The sequence below is a fragment of the Kocuria sp. KH4 genome (genome assembly GCF_053711175.1).
The window spans coordinates 58,870-76,442 of the sequence record NZ_JBSJYX010000021.1 but is presented as its reverse complement, the minus strand read 5'-3'; the positions used below and the strand labels follow the sequence as shown (position 1 = coordinate 76,442).

Genomic DNA, 17,573 nt, shown 5'->3' with positions numbered 1-17,573 from the left:
GGGCCCGGCGCCCGCCCCCGGGCCCGGACTCACTTCAGGAAGTCGGGGAAGTCCAGGGAGTCCTTGCGGGCGGAGCCGGCGGGCTGGCCGGCCTCGGCCTCGGCGGGCAGGTCGACGTCGAAGCCGGCGTCGTCGGGCACGTCGTCGTTGGCCACCGGCTGGGCCCACCGCTGCGCGGTGGCGGGCTGGCCGAAGGAGGCGGAGCCGCCGCGCTGCGGGGAGCGGCCCAGGCCGGCGGGCTGGCCGGCGCCGGAGCCGAAGGCGGCCCGGGTGCTCGCGGCCTGCTGGGCGGCGGCGTTGGTGTTGTTCGCGTTGGTCTCCGGGCTCACGGAGTCGAAGCCGGCGGCGATGACGGTGACCCGGGCCTGGTCGCCGAGGGCGTCGTCGATGACGGCGCCGAAGATGATGTTCGCCTCGGGGTGGGCCACCTCCTGGACCAGGCGGGCCGCCTCGTTGATCTCGAACAGGCCGAGGTCGGAGCCGCCCTGGATGGACAGGAGCACGCCGTGGGCGCCGTCGATGGAGGCCTCCAGCAGCGGGGACGCGATGGCGAGCTCCGCGGCCTTCACCGCGCGGTCCTCGCCCTGGGCCGCGCCGATGCCCATGAGCGCCGACCCGGCGCCCTGCATCACGGACTTCACGTCGGCGAAGTCGAGGTTGATCAGGCCCGGGGTGGTGATCAGGTCGGTGATCCCCTGCACGCCGGAGAGCAGCACCTGGTCCGCGGACTTGAACGCGTCGAGCATGGAGACGTTGCGGTCGGAGATCGACAGCAGCCGGTCGTTCGGGATCACGATGAGGGTGTCGACCTCGTCGCGCAGGGTCTCGATGCCGTTCTCCGCCTGGTTGGACCGGCGGCGGCCCTCGAAGGTGAACGGGCGGGTGACCACGCCGATGGTCAGGGCCCCCAGGGACCGGGCGATCCGGGCGACCACGGGGGCGCCGCCGGTGCCGGTGCCGCCGCCCTCGCCGGCGGTCACGAACACCATGTCGGCCCCCTTGAGGACCTCCTCGATCTCCTCGTGGTGGTCCTCCGCCGCCTGCCGCCCGACATCCGGGTTGGCGCCGGCGCCCAGGCCGCGGGTGAGCTCCCGGCCGACGTCGAGCTTGACGTCGGCGTCGCTCATCAGCAGGGCCTGCGCGTCCGTGTTGATCGCGATGAACTCGACGCCGCGCAGCCCCTCCTCGATCATCCGGTTGACGGCGTTGACGCCGCCGCCGCCGATTCCGACGACCTTGATGACGGCCAAGTAGTTCTGGGGGGTGGAGGAGTCCATGGGTACCTAACTCGAGATGGTTCGGGGCCGGGGTCGCGAGCCGTTGCTCAACCTTCGATCGAAGGTGGAACGTCAGGCCGTCAGCTGCTGCTCCGGGCGGGTCGATGTCGGGTCAAGACTAACAACCGAGGGGACCGCCTGCACGACAAGCCATACCGCTTTCGACACTTTTCGCCAAAACCGCAGGCCACACCGGTGCGGGGACCAGGTCTCAAGCTCTGGTGGAGACTGAGCGGACGTGCGCGGGCCTCAGCGCACCACGGGGCGGGTGGGGCTGGAGACGTCGTAGGTTTCCACGTCGCTGCCGGCCCCGCGCGCCTCGACGAGTTCGCGGAGGACCTGCGCCTTCAGCTCGCTGTCCTCGGCGGTGCCCCACACGACGGCGCGGCCGTCGGTGAACGTCAGCTCCACGGAGGACAGGGACTCCGCGGAGGCCGTGCGCAGCTGGGCCAGGACGGACTCGGGCAGGGCGGCCAGCACGTCGGCGATCGCGTCGAACCGTTCGCCCTCCAGCACGTCGGGGCCTCCCGTGACCACCGGCACGGCCGCCTCCCGGGCGGTGGCCGCCCTGGTGAGCCGCACGCCCTCGGAGTCCACGACGGCGAACTCGTCACCGTCCTGGACCGCAGCCACCGGCACCCGCTCGTGCAGCTCCACGAGCAGGTGGTGCGGGGGCTCGAGCACGACCTCGATCGAGCGGACCTGCGGGATCGCCCCGACCCGCTCGCGGACCTCCTGCTTCGAGATCCGGGTCAGCGGGACCCCGCGGTAGCCCTCCAGCGCCTCCTCGACGCTGGCGGGGTCGGTCAGCTGGGCGCCGCGCACGGAGATGTCCCGGACCGCGAGAGCCGGGGAGAGGAACAGGACGCCGGCGAGCACGGCGAGGGCCACCAGCGCCCCCAGGGCGGCACCGAGCCGGCGGCGCCGCCGCCGCGCCCCGGCCGACGCGGGGAAGGCGACGACGGTCGCTCCGCCCGGGGCGGCTCCGACCGCGGTAGAGCCGTGGTGGGCGGGCTCCTCCGGGACCCGGGAGGCGCTGAGCGTACGGGACGGCGCGCGCTCCTGCCGGTGCCGGCGCCAGGCGCTGAACCGGCCGCCCGCGGCGGGGACCTCCACGAGCTCGTCCTCGTCGGAGACGGGCGAGACCTTGGTCCCGTCGTTCACGCGCACCCGCCCGCTCCGCGCTGTGCCCCCGGCGGGGGCCGCGGACCAGGGCCCGGCGGCGGTCCTCTCCCGGGCGGCGTCGTCGCGACCGGCCCCGGCCGGGTCCCCCGGGTCGAGGGGCCCCGGGGCGGCCGGGGTCTCCGGGGGCCGAGGAGTCCCCGGGGCCGCGGCGTCCGTGCCGGCGTCCCCGGGGCGCTCCCCGAACCGGGGCTGGTGCGGTCGGCCGTGCCGGCTCATCAGCCCTCCCCGAGCCGGTCCACGAGCAGGGGGCCGAGCCGGGTGACGTCCCCCGCCCCGACCGTGAGCACGAGGTCGCCGGGGCGGGCGGCACGGGCGGCCTCGACGACCGCCTGCGCGCCGTCGGGGACGTAGCGGACGTGGGCGGGGGCGAGGTCGGTGATGACCTCGCTGGTCAGCCCGGGGACCGGCTGCTCGCGCGCGGCGAAGACGTCGATGACCAGGCTCTCGTCCGCGAGGGCCAGGGCGTCGGCGAACTCCGCGGCGAACTCCCGGGTCCGGGAGAACAGGTGCGGCTGGAAGACGGCGATCACCCGGTGCCCGCCGGCGACCTCCCGGGCCGCGGTGAGCGCCGCGACGACCTCGGTGGGGTGGTGGGCGTAGTCGTCGAAGACCCGCACGCCGCGCCCCTCGCCCCGCAGGTCGAACCGCCGGGCCGAGCCGTGGAAGCCGGCCAGTCCGCGCACGGCGTCCGCGGGCGGGACGCCGGCCTCGACGGCCACGCAGAACGTGGCGGTGGCGTTGAGCACGTTGTGCCGCCCGGGCACCGCGAGCTCGAGCTGCTCCTCGCGGCGGTCGGCGCCCTCCCCCAGCACCAGGGTGCTGCGGGTGCGCAGCCCGTCGCCGCCCTCCGGGAGCACCCGGACGTCCGCGGTCGCGTCGGTGCCGTAGCTGACCACCCGCCCGCCCGCGGCCCGGTGCCGCTCGGCCAGGGCCCGCGAGCCGGGGTCGTCCTGGCAGGCCACGAGCAGCCCGTCCTCGGTCAGGGTGGCGGCGAAGTCGTCGAAGGCCCGGTAGAAGGCCTCGCGGGACGGGTAGAAGTCCAGGTGGTCCGGCTCGATGTTGGTGACCACCGCGATCCGGGGGCCGTAGGCGAGGAAGGAGCCGTCGGACTCGTCGGCCTCCGCCACGAACCACCGGCCGTCCCCCAGGGCGGCGTTGGCCCCGAGGTCGGCCACGTGCGCGCCGATCGCCCAGGAGGGGTGCCGGCCGGCGGCCTGCAGGGCCACGGCGGTCATCGCGCTCGTGGTGGTCTTGCCGTGGGTGCCGGCCACGGCCACGACGTCGCGGCCGTGCATCGTGGCGGCCAGGGCGTCGGAGCGGTGCAGCACGCGTAGCCCGGCGGCCCGCGCCGCGGCGTACTCGGGGTCCTCGGGCGGGATGGCGGTGGAGACGACCACGGTCCCGGCCCCGGCGACCTGCTCGGCCCGCTGGCCCACGTACACCGTGGCGCCCAGGTCCTCGAGCTGGCGCAACGCCGGGGAGTCCTGGCGGTCGGAGCCGCTGACCGGGACGCCGTGGGCGAGCATGAGCTTGGCGACGGCGGACATGCCGGCCCCGCCCATGCCGATGAAGTGCACCCGGCCCAGCCGGGCGGGGTCGAGCTGGTGCTCAGCGGCCACGGGGGACCTCCTCGAGGATCAGCTGCGCCAGGACGGCGTCGGCGTCGCGCACGCCGTGCTCCCGGCTGGCGGCGGCCATGGCGGCGAGCCAGTCCGGCTCGGCCAGGAGCGGGTGGACGTGCTCGCGGTACCAGCCGGGGGTGAAGGCGTCGTCGGCGACCAGCTGCGCCGCGCCCGCGGCCACGAGGGAGGCGGCGTTGAGCGCCTGCTCGCCGTTGCCCACGGGCAGCGGCACGAACACGGCCGGCAGCCCCACGGCGGCGACCTCGGAGACGGTCGCCGCCCCGGCGCGGGCCACGAGGAGGTCCGCGGCGGCGTAGACGCGCTCCATGCCGTCGACGTACTCGACCTGCACGTAGCCGGGGGCCTCCAGCAGCGTGCCGTCGTCACGGGTGACCTGCTTGCCGCGACCGGTGACGTGGAGCAGCTGGTGGCCGTGGGCGGCGACCTCCCCCGCCACCGCGGCCACGGTCCGGTTCATGTTCAGGGCCCCGGAGGAGCCGCCGGTGACCACGACGGTGGGCGCGTCCGGGTCGAGCCCGAAGGACCGCCGGGCCTCGGCGCGCCGGCCCGCCCGGTCCAGGCCGACGATCTCCCGGCGCATGGGCATGCCCACGGTGACGGCCCCGCGCAGGGGCGTGCCGGGGAACGCGGTGGCCACGGTCCGGGCCCAGCGCGCGCCCACCCGGTTGGCGAGGCCGGGGCGGGCGTTCGCCTCGTGCACCACGAGGGGCAGCCCCCGCCGGGCGGCGGCGAGGTAGACGGGGGTGCAGACGTACCCGCCGACGCCGACCACCACGTCGGGGCGCACCCGGTCCAGGATCTCGCCCGCCTGCCGCACGGCGGCGAGCAGCCGCCCGGGCAGCCGGGCGAGGTCCACGGAGATCCGCCGGGGCAGCGGCACCCGGTCGACGAGCTCGAGGGCCAGCCCGGCCTGGGGCACGAGCCGGGTCTCCATCCCGGAGGCGGTGCCCACCGCCGTGAGGCGGGCGCCCGGCGCCTGCTCGCGCAGGGCGGCGGCCACGGCCAGCAGGGGGCTCACGTGCCCGGCGGTGCCGCCGCCGGCGAGCAGGACCGACGGGGCGGCGCCCTCGGGGGTCGGTTCGGACGGTGTCATGCGCGATCCTCGTTCGGGGTGCGGGGGCGGGGGGTGCGGGAGGGGACCGGGATCCGGCGCGGCAGGCGGGTGAAGGACATCACCACGCCGACGGCGGCCAGGCTCATCAGCAACGAGGACCCACCGTAGCTGATGAACGGCAGGGGGACGCCGATCACCGGGAGCACCCCGGTGACCATGCCGATGTTGATGAACGCCTGGCCCACCAGCCACGTCACCACGCACGCCGTGGCGATCCGCACGAAGCGGCTGCGCGCGCGCAGGATGATCCGGGCCATGGCCAGGGTCATGACCGCGAACAGGGCGAGGATCAGCACCGTGCCCAGCAGCCCCAGCTCCTCGCCGATGATGGAGAAGATGTAGTCGTTGTGCGCCTCGGGCACGTAGTTGTACTTGAGCCGCGACTGGCCCAGGCCCACGCCCCACCAGCCGCCCGAGGCCAGGGCGTTGAGCCCCTGGTCGGCCTGGTAGCAGGCGTCGGTGGCGCCGCACTCGCCGAACAGCCAGCCGGTGATGCGGTCCACCCGGTGGGGCGCCGCGGCGACCGCGACCGCCCCGAGCGTGACCGCCCCGGCGGCGGCGACGGCGAACAGCCGCAGCGGCGCCCCGGCGAAGAACAGCGCGGCGGCGTAGATGAGCGCGAAGACCAGTGCGGTACCGACGTCGTCGCCGAGCACGACCATCAGGGCCGGGACTCCGATGCCCAGCGCGGAGGGCCACAGGGCCTGGCGCCAGTCCCGCACGGCGTCGCCCTGCCGCGCCAGGACCATCCCCAACCACACGGACACGGCGAGCTTCGCGGCCTCGGAGGGCTGGAAGGACTGCCCGCCGACCACGATCCAGTTCCGGTTGCCGTTGATCTCCTGCCCCAGGGGGGTGAACACGAGCAGCAGGAGCAGCACGGCCAGCACCAGCAGGCCCGTGGCCCCGCGGCGGTACCAGGACGTGGGCACGAAGGAGAGCCCGAACATCAGCACGATGCCCAGGCCCGCGTACGTGGCCTGCTTCGTGAAGTAGGAGTAGGCGGACTCCTGGGCGGAGATGGACTCCACGGCGGAGGCGGAGAGCACCATCATGATGCCGATGCCGGTGAGCAGCAGCACGGACCCGGCCAGCGCGTAGTAGGAGTGCACGAGCGGGCCGTCCACGAGCGCCCGCCAGAAGCGCCGCAGCTCGCCCCGGGACCCGGGCGCGCCCGGCGCGGCGCCGGGGCGGTCCTGGAGCTGCGTCACGACAGCCGCTCCACGAGCTCGGCGACCTCGCGGATGAACGCGTCGCCCCGGTGGGCGTAGGAGGTGAACTGGTCCATCGACGCGGACGCCGGGGCCATCAGGACGGTGTCCCCCCGCTGCGCCGCCCCGTGGGCCAGGCGCACCGCCGCGGCCATCACGGCGTCGCCGTCCGTGGCGCCGTCCGCCCCGGCGGGTAGGACGGGCACCGCGGGGGCGTGCTCGGCGAGGGCCGAGAGCAGCCCCTCGTTGTCCGTGCCGATGAGCACCACCGTGCGCAGCCGGTCCGCGTGCCGGGCCACGAGCCGGTCGTAGGACACGCCCTTGGAGAGCCCGCCGGCGATCCACACCACCGAGCCGAAGGCGGACAGGGCGGCGTCCGCGGCGTGCGGGTTGGTGGCCTTGGAGTCGTTGACCCACACGACCCCGTGCGTGGTGGCCACGGCCTGGATCCGGTGGTCGCCGGGCTCCCAGGCGCGCAGCCCGTCCCGCACGGCCTCCGGGGGCGCGCCGGCGGCGCGGGCCAGCGCCGCGGCGGCCAGGGCGTTGGCGACCCCGTGCGGGGTCGGGAGGGGCCCGGTGTCCGCCACGGTCGCGAGCTCGAGGGCGGAGCCGCGCCGGTCCTCGAGGAACGCCCGGTCCACCAGCAGGTCCTCGACCACGCCGAGCATGCTCACGTCGGGGGTCTCCAGGGTGAAGCCCACGGCGCGGCAGCCCTCCACGACGTCGGCCTCCTCGACCATCCGCACGGTCTCGGGCTGCTGCGCGTTGTAGACGCAGGCCACCCGGGTGCGCTCGTAGATCCGCGACTTGTCCGCGACGTAGTCGGCGTAGCCGCCGTGCCAGTCCACGTGGTCCTCGGCGACGTTGAGCACCACCGAGGCCAGCGGGGACACCGAGTGGGCCCAGTGCAGCTGGAAGCTGGAGAGCTCCACCACGAGCACGTCGTGCTCCACCGGCTCGCGCAGCGCGTCGAGGACCGGGGTGCCCACGTTGCCGACCGCGGCCACGGTGAACCCGGCGGCCCGCAGCATCGCCTCCGTCATCCCCACCGTGGTGGTCTTGCCGTTGGTGCCCGTGATGCACACCCACTCGGCGGTCCGGCGCCCGGCGCGCTCCCGGACCCGCCAGGCGAGCTCGACGTCGCCCCAGATCTGGATCTCCTCGGCGGCCGCGGCGGCCAGCAGCGGGGAGTCGGGGCGCAGCCCGGGAGAGGTGACCACCAGCTCGGGGCGCTCGCCGTCCACGTCGGGCACGGAGGACCCGTGCTCCTCCCCCAGCAGGACGCCGGCGGCGCCCACGATCCGCAGGGTGTCGGCCCGGCCGCGGGTCGCGGGGGTGTCCGCCCCGTCGACGACGACGACGCGGGCGCCCAGCTCGATCAGGGTGTCCGCGGCGGCGAAGCCGGACACGCCGATCCCGGCCACGACCACGCGCAGCCCGGCCCAGTCGGCGTCCCAGCTGGTCAGCCCGGCCAGCCGGGGACGGTCCAGGACGGGGTTGTCGTTGCTCGCGTGGATCATTGGATCATTCCTCCGTGGGAGAGCAGCCAGTCGCCGTAGAAGACGCCGAGCGCGGCCGCGACGAACAGCCCGGCGATGATCCAGAAGCGGACCACGATGGTCACCTCGTTCCAGCCCTTGAGCTCGAAGTGGTGCTGCAGGGGCGCCATCTTGAAGATGCGCTTGCCGCCGGAGAGCTTGAAGTAGCCGACCTGCAGGATCACGGAGACCGTGATCACCACGAACAGCCCGGCGATCAGCACGAGCAGCAGCTCGGTGCGGGTCAGCACGGCGAAGGCGGCCAGCGCCCCGCCGAGGCCCAGGGAGCCGGTGTCGCCCATGAAGATCTTCGCCGGGGAGGTGTTCCACCACAGGAAGCCCACGAGGGCGCCCACCAGCGCGGACGCCGTCAGGGCGAGGTCGGCGGCGTCGCGCACCTCGTAGCACACGCCCTGGGCCACCGTCCCGCACAGGTGGGTGTTCTGCCACATGGCGATCAGCATGTAGCCGCTGAACACCAGGATGGAGGCCCCGGTGGCGAGCCCGTCGAGGCCGTCGGTGAGGTTCACGGCGTTGGTGGTGGCCGTGGCGATGAGGTTGACCCAGACCACGAAGAGCAGCGCCCCGAGCACGGAGCCGGCGAAGGCGAGGTCCAGGGCGGTGTCCCGGGTGACGGAGATCGCCGAGGACGCGGCGGTCGTGCCCTCCGGGCCGGGCACGAGCAGCACGAGCAGCGCGAACGCCGTGCCGATCAGCCCCTGCAGCACGATCTTGCCCAGCGGGCTCAGGCCCAGGTTCTGCTTCTTGGCGATCTTCTTGTAGTCGTCGATGAACCCGACCAGGCCCATGCCGAGCATGAGCAGCAGCGCGGAGAGCCCGGAGAGGGTCATCCCGCCGTAGGAGGGCCACAGCAGCCCCGAGGCCAGGTGGGTGAGGCCGTAGGCCAGCACCACGGAGCCGAGGATCGCGACGCCGCCCATCGTGGGCGTCCCGCGCTTGGTGTGGTGGCTGGTGGGCCCGTCGTCGCGGATGAACTGGCCGTAGCCGCGGCGGGCCAGGAACTTGATGAAGGCCGGGGTCCCGAACAGGGACAGCACGAGGGCGAGCCCGGCGGCCATGAGGATCTGGATCATGCCCGCTCGTCCCCCTCGGCGGCGGCGCCCGGGGCGACCGGCCGTCCGCTCGCGTCGAGGGAGGCGTTGACGAAGGGCCCCGCCGAGCGCCAGTGGTCGCCGCGGGCGGGGGCGTCGTTGCCGGGCGCGGGCCCGGCGGCGCCGGCGGAGGCGGTGGCCGCGACCCGGTCGCCCAGCACCCCCAGCCCGGAGGCGTTGGACGCCTTGAACAGGACGATGTCGCCCGGGGCCAGCTCCCGCCCCAGGATCTCCTCGGCCTCCTCGGCCGTGGCCACCCACGTGGCCTCGTTGCCCCAGGAGCCCTCCAGCTGGGCGGCGTCGTAGACGGGGCGGGCGAGCTCGCCGACCGCGATCAGCTTGGAGATGTTCAGCCGCACGACCATGCGGCCCAGGGCGTCGTGCTCCTCGACGGTGCTGTCGCCGAGCTCGAGCATCCCGCCCAGCACCGCCCACGTGCGGCGGGGGGCGGAGCCGTCGGTCCCGCGGCCCAGCTGGGCGAGGCTCTGCAGCGCCGCGCGCATGGACTGCGGGTTGGCGTTGTAGGCGTCGTTGACCACGGTCACCCCGTCGGCCCGCTCGGTGCGCTCCATCCGCCACCGGCTCGCGGGGCCCTGGGCGTTGAGCGAGGCGGCGATCCGCTCCGGGGCCACCCCGGCCACGAACGCCGCGGAGGCGGCCGCGAGCAGGTTGCTCACGTGGTGCTCCCCGATGAGCCGGGAGACGACCCGGTGCGCGGAGCCGTCGGGGAAGTGCAGCACGAACTCGGGGCTGCCCCCGGGTCCGAGGCGCACCTCGGAGGCGTGCACCCGGGCGGCCGGGACGTCCGGCAGGGCGTTGGCCGGGGACTCCCCGAAGAACAGCACGGGGGCGGCGGTGCGCCGGTGCATCTGTCGCACCAGGGTGTCGTCGTCGTTGAGGACGGCCACCCCGTCGGCGCGCAGGGCCTCCACCATCTCGCCCTTGGCCCGGGCGATGTTGGCGACGCCGCCGAACTCCCCGGCGTGCGCGGAGCCCACGCACAGCACCACGCCGACGTCGGGGCGGACCATGCGGCACAGGTAGTCGATGTTGCCGATCCGGGTGGCGCCCATCTCGACCACGAGGTAGCGCGTCTCGGGAGTGCACTCGAAGACCGTCAGGGGCACCCCGACCTCACCGTTGTACGAGCCGCGGGGGGCGACCGTGGGGCCCTCGGCGGAGAGGATGCCCCGCAGCAGGTCCTTGGTGGTCGTCTTGCCCACGGAGCCGGTCACCGCGACGACCGTGACCTCGTGGTCGGCGCGCAGCTGGGCCACGACCCAGGCGGCCAGCCGGCCCATCGCCTCCACCACGTCGGGGACCAGGACGCCCGGGTACACCGCGCCGGCGGCGTCGGTCACCTCGCGCTCCACCAGGGCCAGCACCGCCCCGGCGGCGAAGGCCGCGCCCACGAACTCGTGGCCGTCGGTGACCTCCCCCGGCTTCGCCACGAACAGCGTCCCGGGGCGTGCCTCGCGGGAGTCGGTCGTGACGTGCCCGACGACGACCTCCCGCGCGGCGGCGTCGCCGACGGCGCGCCCGCCGGTGAGCTGCGCGATCTGTGCTGCGGTCAGTGCGATCATCGGTCCTCCCTACGGCCCTGCTGCGCGTCGGCCAGTGCGGCCCGCAGCTCTTCCCTGTCGTCCAGCGGGTGGTCCACGCCCCGGATCTCCTGGACCGTCTCGTGCCCGCGGCCGGCCACGAGCACGGAGTCGCCCGGTCCGGCCATCGCCACCGCGGCCCGGATGGCCACGGCCCGGGGGGCGAGCACGAGCACCTCCTGGGCGCGCGCGCCGTCGGCCGCCCGCGCTCCGGCGGCGACCTCCTCGCGGATCCCGGCCGGCTCCTCGTCGTGGGGGTCGTCGTCGGTGACGATCACCACGTCGGCGTGCCGGGCGGCGATCGCGCCCATGACGGGCCGCTTGGTCCGGTCCCGCTCGCCGGTGGCGCCGAAGACCACGATCACCCGGCCCTGCCCGTCGGCGGGCTCCACGGCGGCGAGCGCCCGGCGCAGGGCGTCCGGGTTGTGCGCGAAGTCGACGACGGCGGTCGGCGCGGTGCCGATCAGCTGCATCCGCCCCGGGACGTCGGTGGTCAGCGGGTCCTCCTCGTCGAGCACGCGCTGCAGCTGCCCGGCGTCCACGCCGGAGGCCAGCACCATCACCACGGCGAGCGCGGCGTTGGCGACATTGAAGTCCCCCGGCAGTCCGGTGGCGACGCGCAGCGAGCGGCCGTCGCGGTGCACCAGGGTGAAGGAGTGGCCGATGCCGCGGCGGGACAGGGCCGTGAGGGTCCAGTCGGCGCCGTGGCGCTCCGGCCCGGCGTCCCGGTCCTCGGCCACGTCGCCGCGCAGGGCGATCGTGTCCACCCGGTCCGCGCCGAGCTGCGCCCGGGCGTGGGCGGCCATGCGGGCGCCCCAGACGTCGTCCTCGTCCTGGAGCACCACCACGGCGCGGCCGGTGCGCCCGGGGGTGAACAGGCGGGCCTTCACGGAGAAGTACTCCTCCATGGACCCGTGCAGGTCCAGGTGGTCCTGGGTGAGGTTGGTGAACCCGGCGACGTCGAAGCGGACCCCGTCCACGCGGTGGAACTCCAGGGCGTGGGAGGAGACCTCCATGGACGCCGCGGTGATGCCGCGCTCGCGCATCAGGGCGAGCAGGGCGTGCACGTGGGAGGCCTCGGGGGTGGTCAGCCGGGAGGGGATGGCCTGCTCCCCGGCGAGGATCTCGATGGTGCCGATCAGCCCGGTGGTGCGGCCGAGCGCCCGCAGCAGCGAGTTGGTGAAGTAGGTCGTGGTGGTCTTGCCGTTGGTGCCGGTCACCGCGAGGAGCACCGGGGCGGTGCCGTCCTCCGGCCGGGAGCCGTAGACGCGGGCCGCGATCGTCCCGACCGCCCGCCGGGGGTCCGGTGCCACGACGACGGGCAGGTCCACGCCGGCGCGCTCGAGCAGGCCGGCGCCCTCCGCGTCGGTGAGCACCGCGGCCGCGCCCGCCCGCTCGGCCTGGGCCGCGAACTGCGCCCCGTGCGCCCGGGCCCCCGGCAGGGCCGCGTAGAGGTCCCCCGGGCGCAGCTGCCGGGAGTCGAGGGAGATGCCGGTGACGTCCACGGAGCGGGACGGGGCCTCCCCGCCGGCCAGCCGCGCCGCCTCCTCGAGGCTCAGCGGGCGGGGCCTGGCGGGGCGCATCGTCTGCGCGTCGTGTCCCTGCTGGGCTGTCGCGTCCATCAACGTCCTTCGTGGTCTTGGGGGGCGGGTGGGTGCTCCGCCGGGTGCTGGGGGGAAGGCGCCCAGGGGGTCTCCGGGCACAGCGATACGGAAGTCTAGTCGCCCTCGTCGGCCCGCCGGGACGGGTCCGTCCCGGCGGCGCCCGGGTCCGCGGTGGTCCCGGTGGCGCCCGGATCCTGCCCGGCGGTGCCCTCCGAGGCGTCCTCGGTGGTGTCCGCCCCGGCGTCGTCCGCGGGGTCGGTGGTGTCCTCCCGGTCACCCGCTGCGGCGTCGTCCGTCCCGACGACGTCCGGGGCGGCGTCCTCCGGGGCGGTCTTCTCCGGCTCGTCCGTGCGCAGGGGGATCTCCACCGGGTCGTCGGTCGAGGGCGGGACGTCGTAGTGGCGCAGGACCTGACCCATGATCGTGCTGAACGTGCCGGTCGTGCCGATGCTGCGGACGTCGCCCTGCGGGCGCTGGAGGGTCACGGCCACGAGGTACTGGGGGTCCTCGATGGGCGCCACGCCCACGAAGGAGGTGGTGTAGCCGTCGTAGCCGCCCTGCGCGCCGGGGGCCTCGGCGGTGCCCGTCTTCCCGCCCACGCGGTAGCCCTCCACGGCGGCCTCCTTGGCCCCGCCCTCCGTGACGGTGACCTCCATCATGTCCAGGACCTGCTCGGCCGTCTCCGCGGAGATGATCCGCTCGCCCTCCGGGCGCTCGACCGGGGTGCGGGTGCCGTCGGGGTCGATGACGGCCTCGAGGACGCGCGGCTCCACCTGGACCCCGCCGTTGGCGATCGCCTGGAAGACGGTGGCGGTGCGCAGGGGCGTCTGGGACACGCCCTGGCCGAAGAGCACGGTGTACTGCTGGCGCTTGTCCCACTGGTCGGCCGCGGCCAGGATGCCCGGCGACTCCCCCGGCAGCTCGATCCCCGTGGTCTCGCCCACCCCGAAGCGCTGCATCCAGTCGTGGCGCTGCTCGCGGGAGAGCTGGCTGCCGACCATCACGGTGCCCGTGTTCATGGAGTCCGCGATGATCCCGGCGAACGTGCGGTCCTGCTCGCCGTGGTCGAAGGAGTCGGTGATCTTCTCCCCGTCGATCTCCAGGAACGGCGGCACCGTGAGCTCCGTCCAGGGGGTGGCCAGCCCCTCCTCCACGGCGGCCGCGGCGGTGAGGATCTTCTGCGTGGAGCCCGGCTCCACGGCCTGGGTCACGGCCCGCGCCCCGAGGTCCGCGGCGTCGGCCGAGCCGATGTCGTTGGGGTCCACGGTGGAGGAGTCCGCCAGCGCCAGCACCGCGCCGTCCTCGATGCGCATCACCACGGCGGTGCCCCACTCGGCGTCGAGCTCCTGGGCGCGCTCGGTGACCGCCTGCTGGGCGATGAACTGGACGTCGCTGTCGATGGACAGCTGCACCGAGGACCCGTCCACCACGGGGCTCTCCTCGGTGGGGGCCACCGGGATCCGCACCCCGTCCGCGCTGATCTCGAAGGTCCGGCTGCCGTCCGTGCCGCGCAGCAGCTCGTCCTGGGTCTGCTCGATCCCGCCCAGGGCCTCGTCGTCGCCGCCCATGAAGCCGACCACGCTGCCGGCCACGGGCCCGTTCGGGTAGATGCGGTCCGAGGACGGCTGGCCGTAGACGTAGGGCAGGTCGAGCTCCCGCACGGTGTTCCACTGCTCGGGGGTGACCCCGCGGGCCACGTACTCGAAGGGCTTGTCCCCGTCGAGGGCGTCCTTGACCTCCGCGTCCTCGAGCTCGAGGGCGTCGGCGAGCTGGTACACCGCCTGCGTGGGCGTGACGGTCTCGGTGGTCCCCTCCGCCTTCAGCCGCTCGAACTCCCGGACCTTCGTCTGGTCCACCGTCACGTCGTAGCGCTGCAGCGTCCGGGCGAGCACGTTGCCGTTGGTGTCGCGGATCTCCCCGCGCCGGGCCGGGACCACCTCGGTGCGGGAGCGGTCGGTGGCGGCGGCCTCGGCCCGGCCGGACACGTCGAAGCCCTGCACCCACACGAGGCGCAGCCCCAGCACGACGAGCAGGGCGAGCACGAGGAGCACGCCCACGTGGCTGCGGCCGATGCGGGGTGCGCCGTCGGTGGGTGTCGAGCGTGCGCGTGCCACGTGAATGCCTCGTTCCTGGTCTCGGCTGGGGGTCTCCGGTGAGCTGCTGGGTGCGGGGGCGGGGTCGGGGCCCCGGTCACTCCCCGGGCGCGCGCTGCTGCGGGGCCGGCAGGCTCCCGCCGCCGAGCCCGGCGGCCGGGGCCGCGCCCTCGCGGGCCCGCCGCTCGGCGTCCGCCCGCTGCTGCTCCGCCTTCTCCCGCTCGCGGTCCTCCGCGCGCTGGGCGGCGCGGTCCGCCGCCTCCGAGCCGGTCTGCTGCGCGTGGTCGACCAGGATCTCGTGGTTCTCCTGCGGCTGCGCCGGCAGGGGGTCGCCCTCGACGGACCCGGTCGTGAGGTCCACCGTGCCCGAGCCCTGGGCGGGGACCATGCCGAGGTCCGAGGCCGTCACGGCGAGGTTCTGCGGGGCGTCGTAGAACTCGAGGTCCTGGGTGAGGGCCTCGTTCTGCTGGCTCAGCGCCTGCTCCTGGGCGCGCAGCTCCACCAGCCGGTACTGGCCCCCGGAGATCTGGATGTTCAGGACGAGGATGGAGGCCAGCGCGACCACGAGCGCGAGCAGGCTCAACGCCACCGCGGAGACCCGTCCCCGCCGGGCCCGGCCCGGTACCACGGACAGGGGCGCGCGGGTGGACCCGCCGGTCTCCGGGGCGGCCGGGGCCGGGGCCTGGAGCTGGCGGGCCGAGCTGCCGTCCACCGGCGGGCGCTGGCCGCGCCGGACGGCCCACGCGCCGATGCCGGTGCGCGGAGGGGCCGGGCGGGCCGGTCGTCGCTGGAGTCCGGTGCCGCTCATGCGTTGTACCTCTGCGCGTTCTGTGGGGGGTGCGGTGGGTTCTGCCGAATCCGCTCGGCCGCCCGCAGGCGCGCCGAGGCGGCCCGGGGGTTCTCCTCGATCTCCCGGGCGGTGGGGGTCTCGGTGCCCCGGGTGAGGATCCGCAGCGTGGGCCGGTGCTCGTCGAGCTCCACGGGGAAGCCCTTGGGCGCGGTGGAGGTCGCGCCGCGGGCGAAGGCCTGCTTGACGATCCGGTCCTCGAGGGAGTGGTAGCTCATCGCCACGACCCGCCCGCCCACGGGCACGGCGTCCAGGGCCGCGGGCACGGCCCGGCGCAGGACGTCGAGCTCCTCGTTGACCTCGATCCGCAGCGCCTGGAAGGTCTGCTTCGCCGGGTGGCCCTTGCGGTGCTGGGCGCCCTGGGGCACGGCCGCGCGGACGACCTCGACGAGCTCGCCCGTGGTCCGCAGCGGGGACTGCGCCCGGCGCTCGACCACGGCCCGGGCGATCCGGGACGCGAAGCGCTCCTCGCCCCACTCGCGCAGGATCCGGCGCAGGTCGGCCTCGCTGTAGTCGTTGAGCACGTCCTGGGCCGTCACGGGCGCGGTGGAGTCCATCCGCATGTCGAGGGGGGCGTCGTAGGAGTAGGCGAAGCCGCGCTCCCGCTCGTCGAGCTGGAGCGAGGAGACCCCGAGGTCGAAGAGGACCGCGTCCGCGGCGTCGAAGCCGTGCTCGGCGAGGGCCTCGGGGATCCGGTCGTAGGTGGTGTGCACCGGGTGGAACCGGTCGGCGTACGGGGCCAGCCGCGCACCGGCCAGCGCGTGCGCCTGCGGGTCCCGGTCGATGGCCACCAGCTGCAGCCGGGGGAAGCGCCGCAGCAGCGCCTCGGAGTGACCGCCCATGCCCATCGTCGCGTCCACCGCCACGGCACCGTCCTCGGCGAGCGCGGGGGCCATGAGGTCCAGGCAGCGCTCGAGCAGCACGGGGACGTGGAGCTGCTCGGCTGGGCGTTGCGCCATGGGCCCTCTCTTCGGCGGTCGGTCGGTCTGCTGTGGCCGGCGCCGGGTCGACGCCGTGGTGGGGCCGCGGGCGTTCCAGGATCAGAACCCCATCCGCTGGCCGTCCCTCGAATCCGGCCTGGCTCAGGGGAAGGTGAGTCAGGACGGTGACGGCTGTGCGGCTGGAGATCTCATCCGGGAGGCGGTGCCGCGCCTCGCGGGTGGTGGTCGGCGACCCTGTGCTCAGAAGAGCCCGGGTACCACTTCCTCCTCGGTCTCGGAGAAGACGGCCTCCTTCTCGTTCAGATACTCGTTCCACGCCTGGGCGTCCCAGATCTCCGCCCGGGTGCCCGCGCCGATCACTGCGAGCTCCCGGTCCAGTCCGGCGTACTCCCGCAGCGGCGGCGGGATGGTGACGCGGCCCTGCTTGTCCGGGACCTCGTCCGAGGCGCCCGAGAGAAAGACCCGGATGTAGTCCCGGGCCTGCTTCGAGGACAGCGGTGCCGCCCTCAGCTGCTCGTGGACCCGCTCGAACTCACGGATGCTGAAGACGTACAGGCACCGCTCCTGACCGCGGGTCAGGACCAGTCCCTCCGCCAGCTCCTCCCGGTACTTCGCCGGCAGGATCAGGCGGCCCTTCTCGTCGAGACGGGGTGAGTACGTTCCGAGAAACACGCCCACCGCCTCTCTAGCCCGAGAGTTCTCCCAGATCCCTCTCTTCGCCCCACTTTACTCCACTTCACTCCCCGGTCAACGAAACCGGGGCCCGCCCGGCCCGGCGTGGCGCGGCGGGCGGCGCGCCCTCCCGGCGTCGCCGCAGGTGGGACCGCGGCGTGCCGGAGCGGTGGCGCGGGGAGGGCGGCCGGGAGGGCAGTGGAGGGCCCGGCGGCCGCAGCGGCCCCCGGATGCGAAGAAGCTCCCCGGCGGGACGCCGGGGAGCTGTTCGGGGACGGTGCGGGCGCCCTGCGGGGCGCCGGGGTGGTGGGTGGTGGAGGGGCCGGTGGCGCGGCGGTGCGCCGGGGCCCCGGACTAGGGCTGGCCGCCGGAGTTGCGCTGGTCCCAGCGCTGCTCGAGGTTCTGCAGGAAGGGCGAGGACCGGCGCGGGGCGCCGCCCTTGCCGCCGGCGCCCTCGGGGCGGGGCTTGCCGGAGCGCAACGTGGCGACATAGACGCCGGCGCCCATGACGACGAAGCCCAGCACCCCCAGCAGGATCAGCTTGAGGACGACTCCGCCGAGCAGGACGAGCAGGCCGACGACGGCGATGACGATCCCGAGGACGATGTTGCGGGTGGACGCACCCCGGACGGCACGGGAGCCCATGCTGGTGACGAACCGCGGGTCGTCCGCGTGGAGCTGCTTCTCGAGCTGGGCCAGGAGCTGTTGCTCGTGCTCGGACAGTGGCACGGTATG

General features: G+C 74.9%; 14 protein-coding genes. All 14 read right to left on the bottom strand.

Going from position 1 to position 17,573, the window contains the following annotated elements:
• Nucleotides 1–29 precede the first annotated feature (29 nt).
• On the bottom strand, nucleotides 30–1,277 hold the full coding sequence (gene ftsZ, locus ACWCOM_RS14415) for a cell division protein FtsZ (RefSeq protein WP_454549437.1): 1,248 nt from the start codon (nucleotides 1,275–1,277) through the stop codon (nucleotides 30–32).
• Nucleotides 1,278–1,526: 249 nt separating this feature from the next.
• Nucleotides 1,527–2,678 carry a cell division protein FtsQ/DivIB gene (locus ACWCOM_RS14410; RefSeq protein WP_454549436.1) on the bottom strand — a complete coding sequence of 384 codons (1,152 nt, stop codon included), beginning with the start codon at nucleotides 2,676–2,678 and terminating at the stop codon, nucleotides 1,527–1,529.
• Nucleotides 2,678–4,081: a UDP-N-acetylmuramate--L-alanine ligase gene (murC, locus tag ACWCOM_RS14405; protein WP_454549435.1), complete on the bottom strand. Its 1,404-nt coding sequence runs from the start codon at nucleotides 4,079–4,081 to the stop codon at nucleotides 2,678–2,680. The genes ACWCOM_RS14410 and murC overlap by 1 nt, the downstream gene beginning before the upstream one ends.
• Nucleotides 4,071–5,198 (bottom strand): undecaprenyldiphospho-muramoylpentapeptide beta-N-acetylglucosaminyltransferase, encoded by a 1,128-nt coding sequence (gene murG, locus ACWCOM_RS14400; RefSeq protein WP_454549434.1) that lies wholly within the window; start codon nucleotides 5,196–5,198, stop codon nucleotides 4,071–4,073. Before murG ends, murC begins: the two co-directional genes overlap by 11 nt.
• Nucleotides 5,195–6,430 (bottom strand): putative lipid II flippase FtsW, encoded by a 1,236-nt coding sequence (gene ftsW, locus ACWCOM_RS14395; protein ID WP_454549433.1) that lies wholly within the window; start codon nucleotides 6,428–6,430, stop codon nucleotides 5,195–5,197. The genes murG and ftsW overlap by 4 nt, the downstream gene beginning before the upstream one ends.
• Nucleotides 6,427–7,950, bottom strand: coding sequence for a UDP-N-acetylmuramoyl-L-alanine--D-glutamate ligase (gene murD / locus ACWCOM_RS14390; RefSeq protein ID WP_454549432.1), 1,524 nt, complete (start codon nucleotides 7,948–7,950; stop codon nucleotides 6,427–6,429). The genes ftsW and murD overlap by 4 nt, the downstream gene beginning before the upstream one ends.
• Nucleotides 7,947–9,062 carry a phospho-N-acetylmuramoyl-pentapeptide-transferase gene (mraY, locus tag ACWCOM_RS14385; protein ID WP_454549431.1) on the bottom strand — a complete coding sequence of 372 codons (1,116 nt, stop codon included), beginning with the start codon at nucleotides 9,060–9,062 and terminating at the stop codon, nucleotides 7,947–7,949. Before mraY ends, murD begins: the two co-directional genes overlap by 4 nt.
• Nucleotides 9,059–10,663 (bottom strand): UDP-N-acetylmuramoyl-tripeptide--D-alanyl-D-alanine ligase, encoded by a 1,605-nt coding sequence (locus ACWCOM_RS14380; RefSeq protein ID WP_454549430.1) that lies wholly within the window; start codon nucleotides 10,661–10,663, stop codon nucleotides 9,059–9,061. Before ACWCOM_RS14380 ends, mraY begins: the two co-directional genes overlap by 4 nt.
• Complete coding sequence (locus ACWCOM_RS14375; protein WP_454549429.1) at nucleotides 10,660–12,303, bottom strand: UDP-N-acetylmuramoyl-L-alanyl-D-glutamate--2,6-diaminopimelate ligase; 1,644 nt, start codon at nucleotides 12,301–12,303, stop codon at nucleotides 10,660–10,662. Before ACWCOM_RS14375 ends, ACWCOM_RS14380 begins: the two co-directional genes overlap by 4 nt.
• Nucleotides 12,304–12,398: 95 nt before the next feature.
• On the bottom strand, nucleotides 12,399–14,399 hold the full coding sequence (locus ACWCOM_RS14370) for a peptidoglycan D,D-transpeptidase FtsI family protein (protein ID WP_454549428.1): 2,001 nt from the start codon (nucleotides 14,397–14,399) through the stop codon (nucleotides 12,399–12,401).
• A 76-nt stretch (nucleotides 14,400–14,475) separates the two neighbouring features.
• Nucleotides 14,476–15,186 (bottom strand): hypothetical protein, encoded by a 711-nt coding sequence (locus ACWCOM_RS14365; RefSeq protein ID WP_454549427.1) that lies wholly within the window; start codon nucleotides 15,184–15,186, stop codon nucleotides 14,476–14,478.
• Nucleotides 15,183–16,184 carry a 16S rRNA (cytosine(1402)-N(4))-methyltransferase RsmH gene (gene rsmH / locus ACWCOM_RS14360; RefSeq protein ID WP_454549426.1) on the bottom strand — a complete coding sequence of 334 codons (1,002 nt, stop codon included), beginning with the start codon at nucleotides 16,182–16,184 and terminating at the stop codon, nucleotides 15,183–15,185. Before rsmH ends, ACWCOM_RS14365 begins: the two co-directional genes overlap by 4 nt.
• 222 nt (nucleotides 16,185–16,406) lie before the next feature.
• Nucleotides 16,407–16,838: a division/cell wall cluster transcriptional repressor MraZ gene (mraZ, locus tag ACWCOM_RS14355; RefSeq protein ID WP_454549425.1), complete on the bottom strand. Its 432-nt coding sequence runs from the start codon at nucleotides 16,836–16,838 to the stop codon at nucleotides 16,407–16,409.
• Nucleotides 16,839–17,192: 354 nt separating this feature from the next.
• Complete coding sequence (locus ACWCOM_RS14350) at nucleotides 17,193–17,567, bottom strand: DUF3040 domain-containing protein (RefSeq protein ID WP_454549424.1); 375 nt, start codon at nucleotides 17,565–17,567, stop codon at nucleotides 17,193–17,195.
• Nucleotides 17,568–17,573 lie beyond the last annotated feature (6 nt).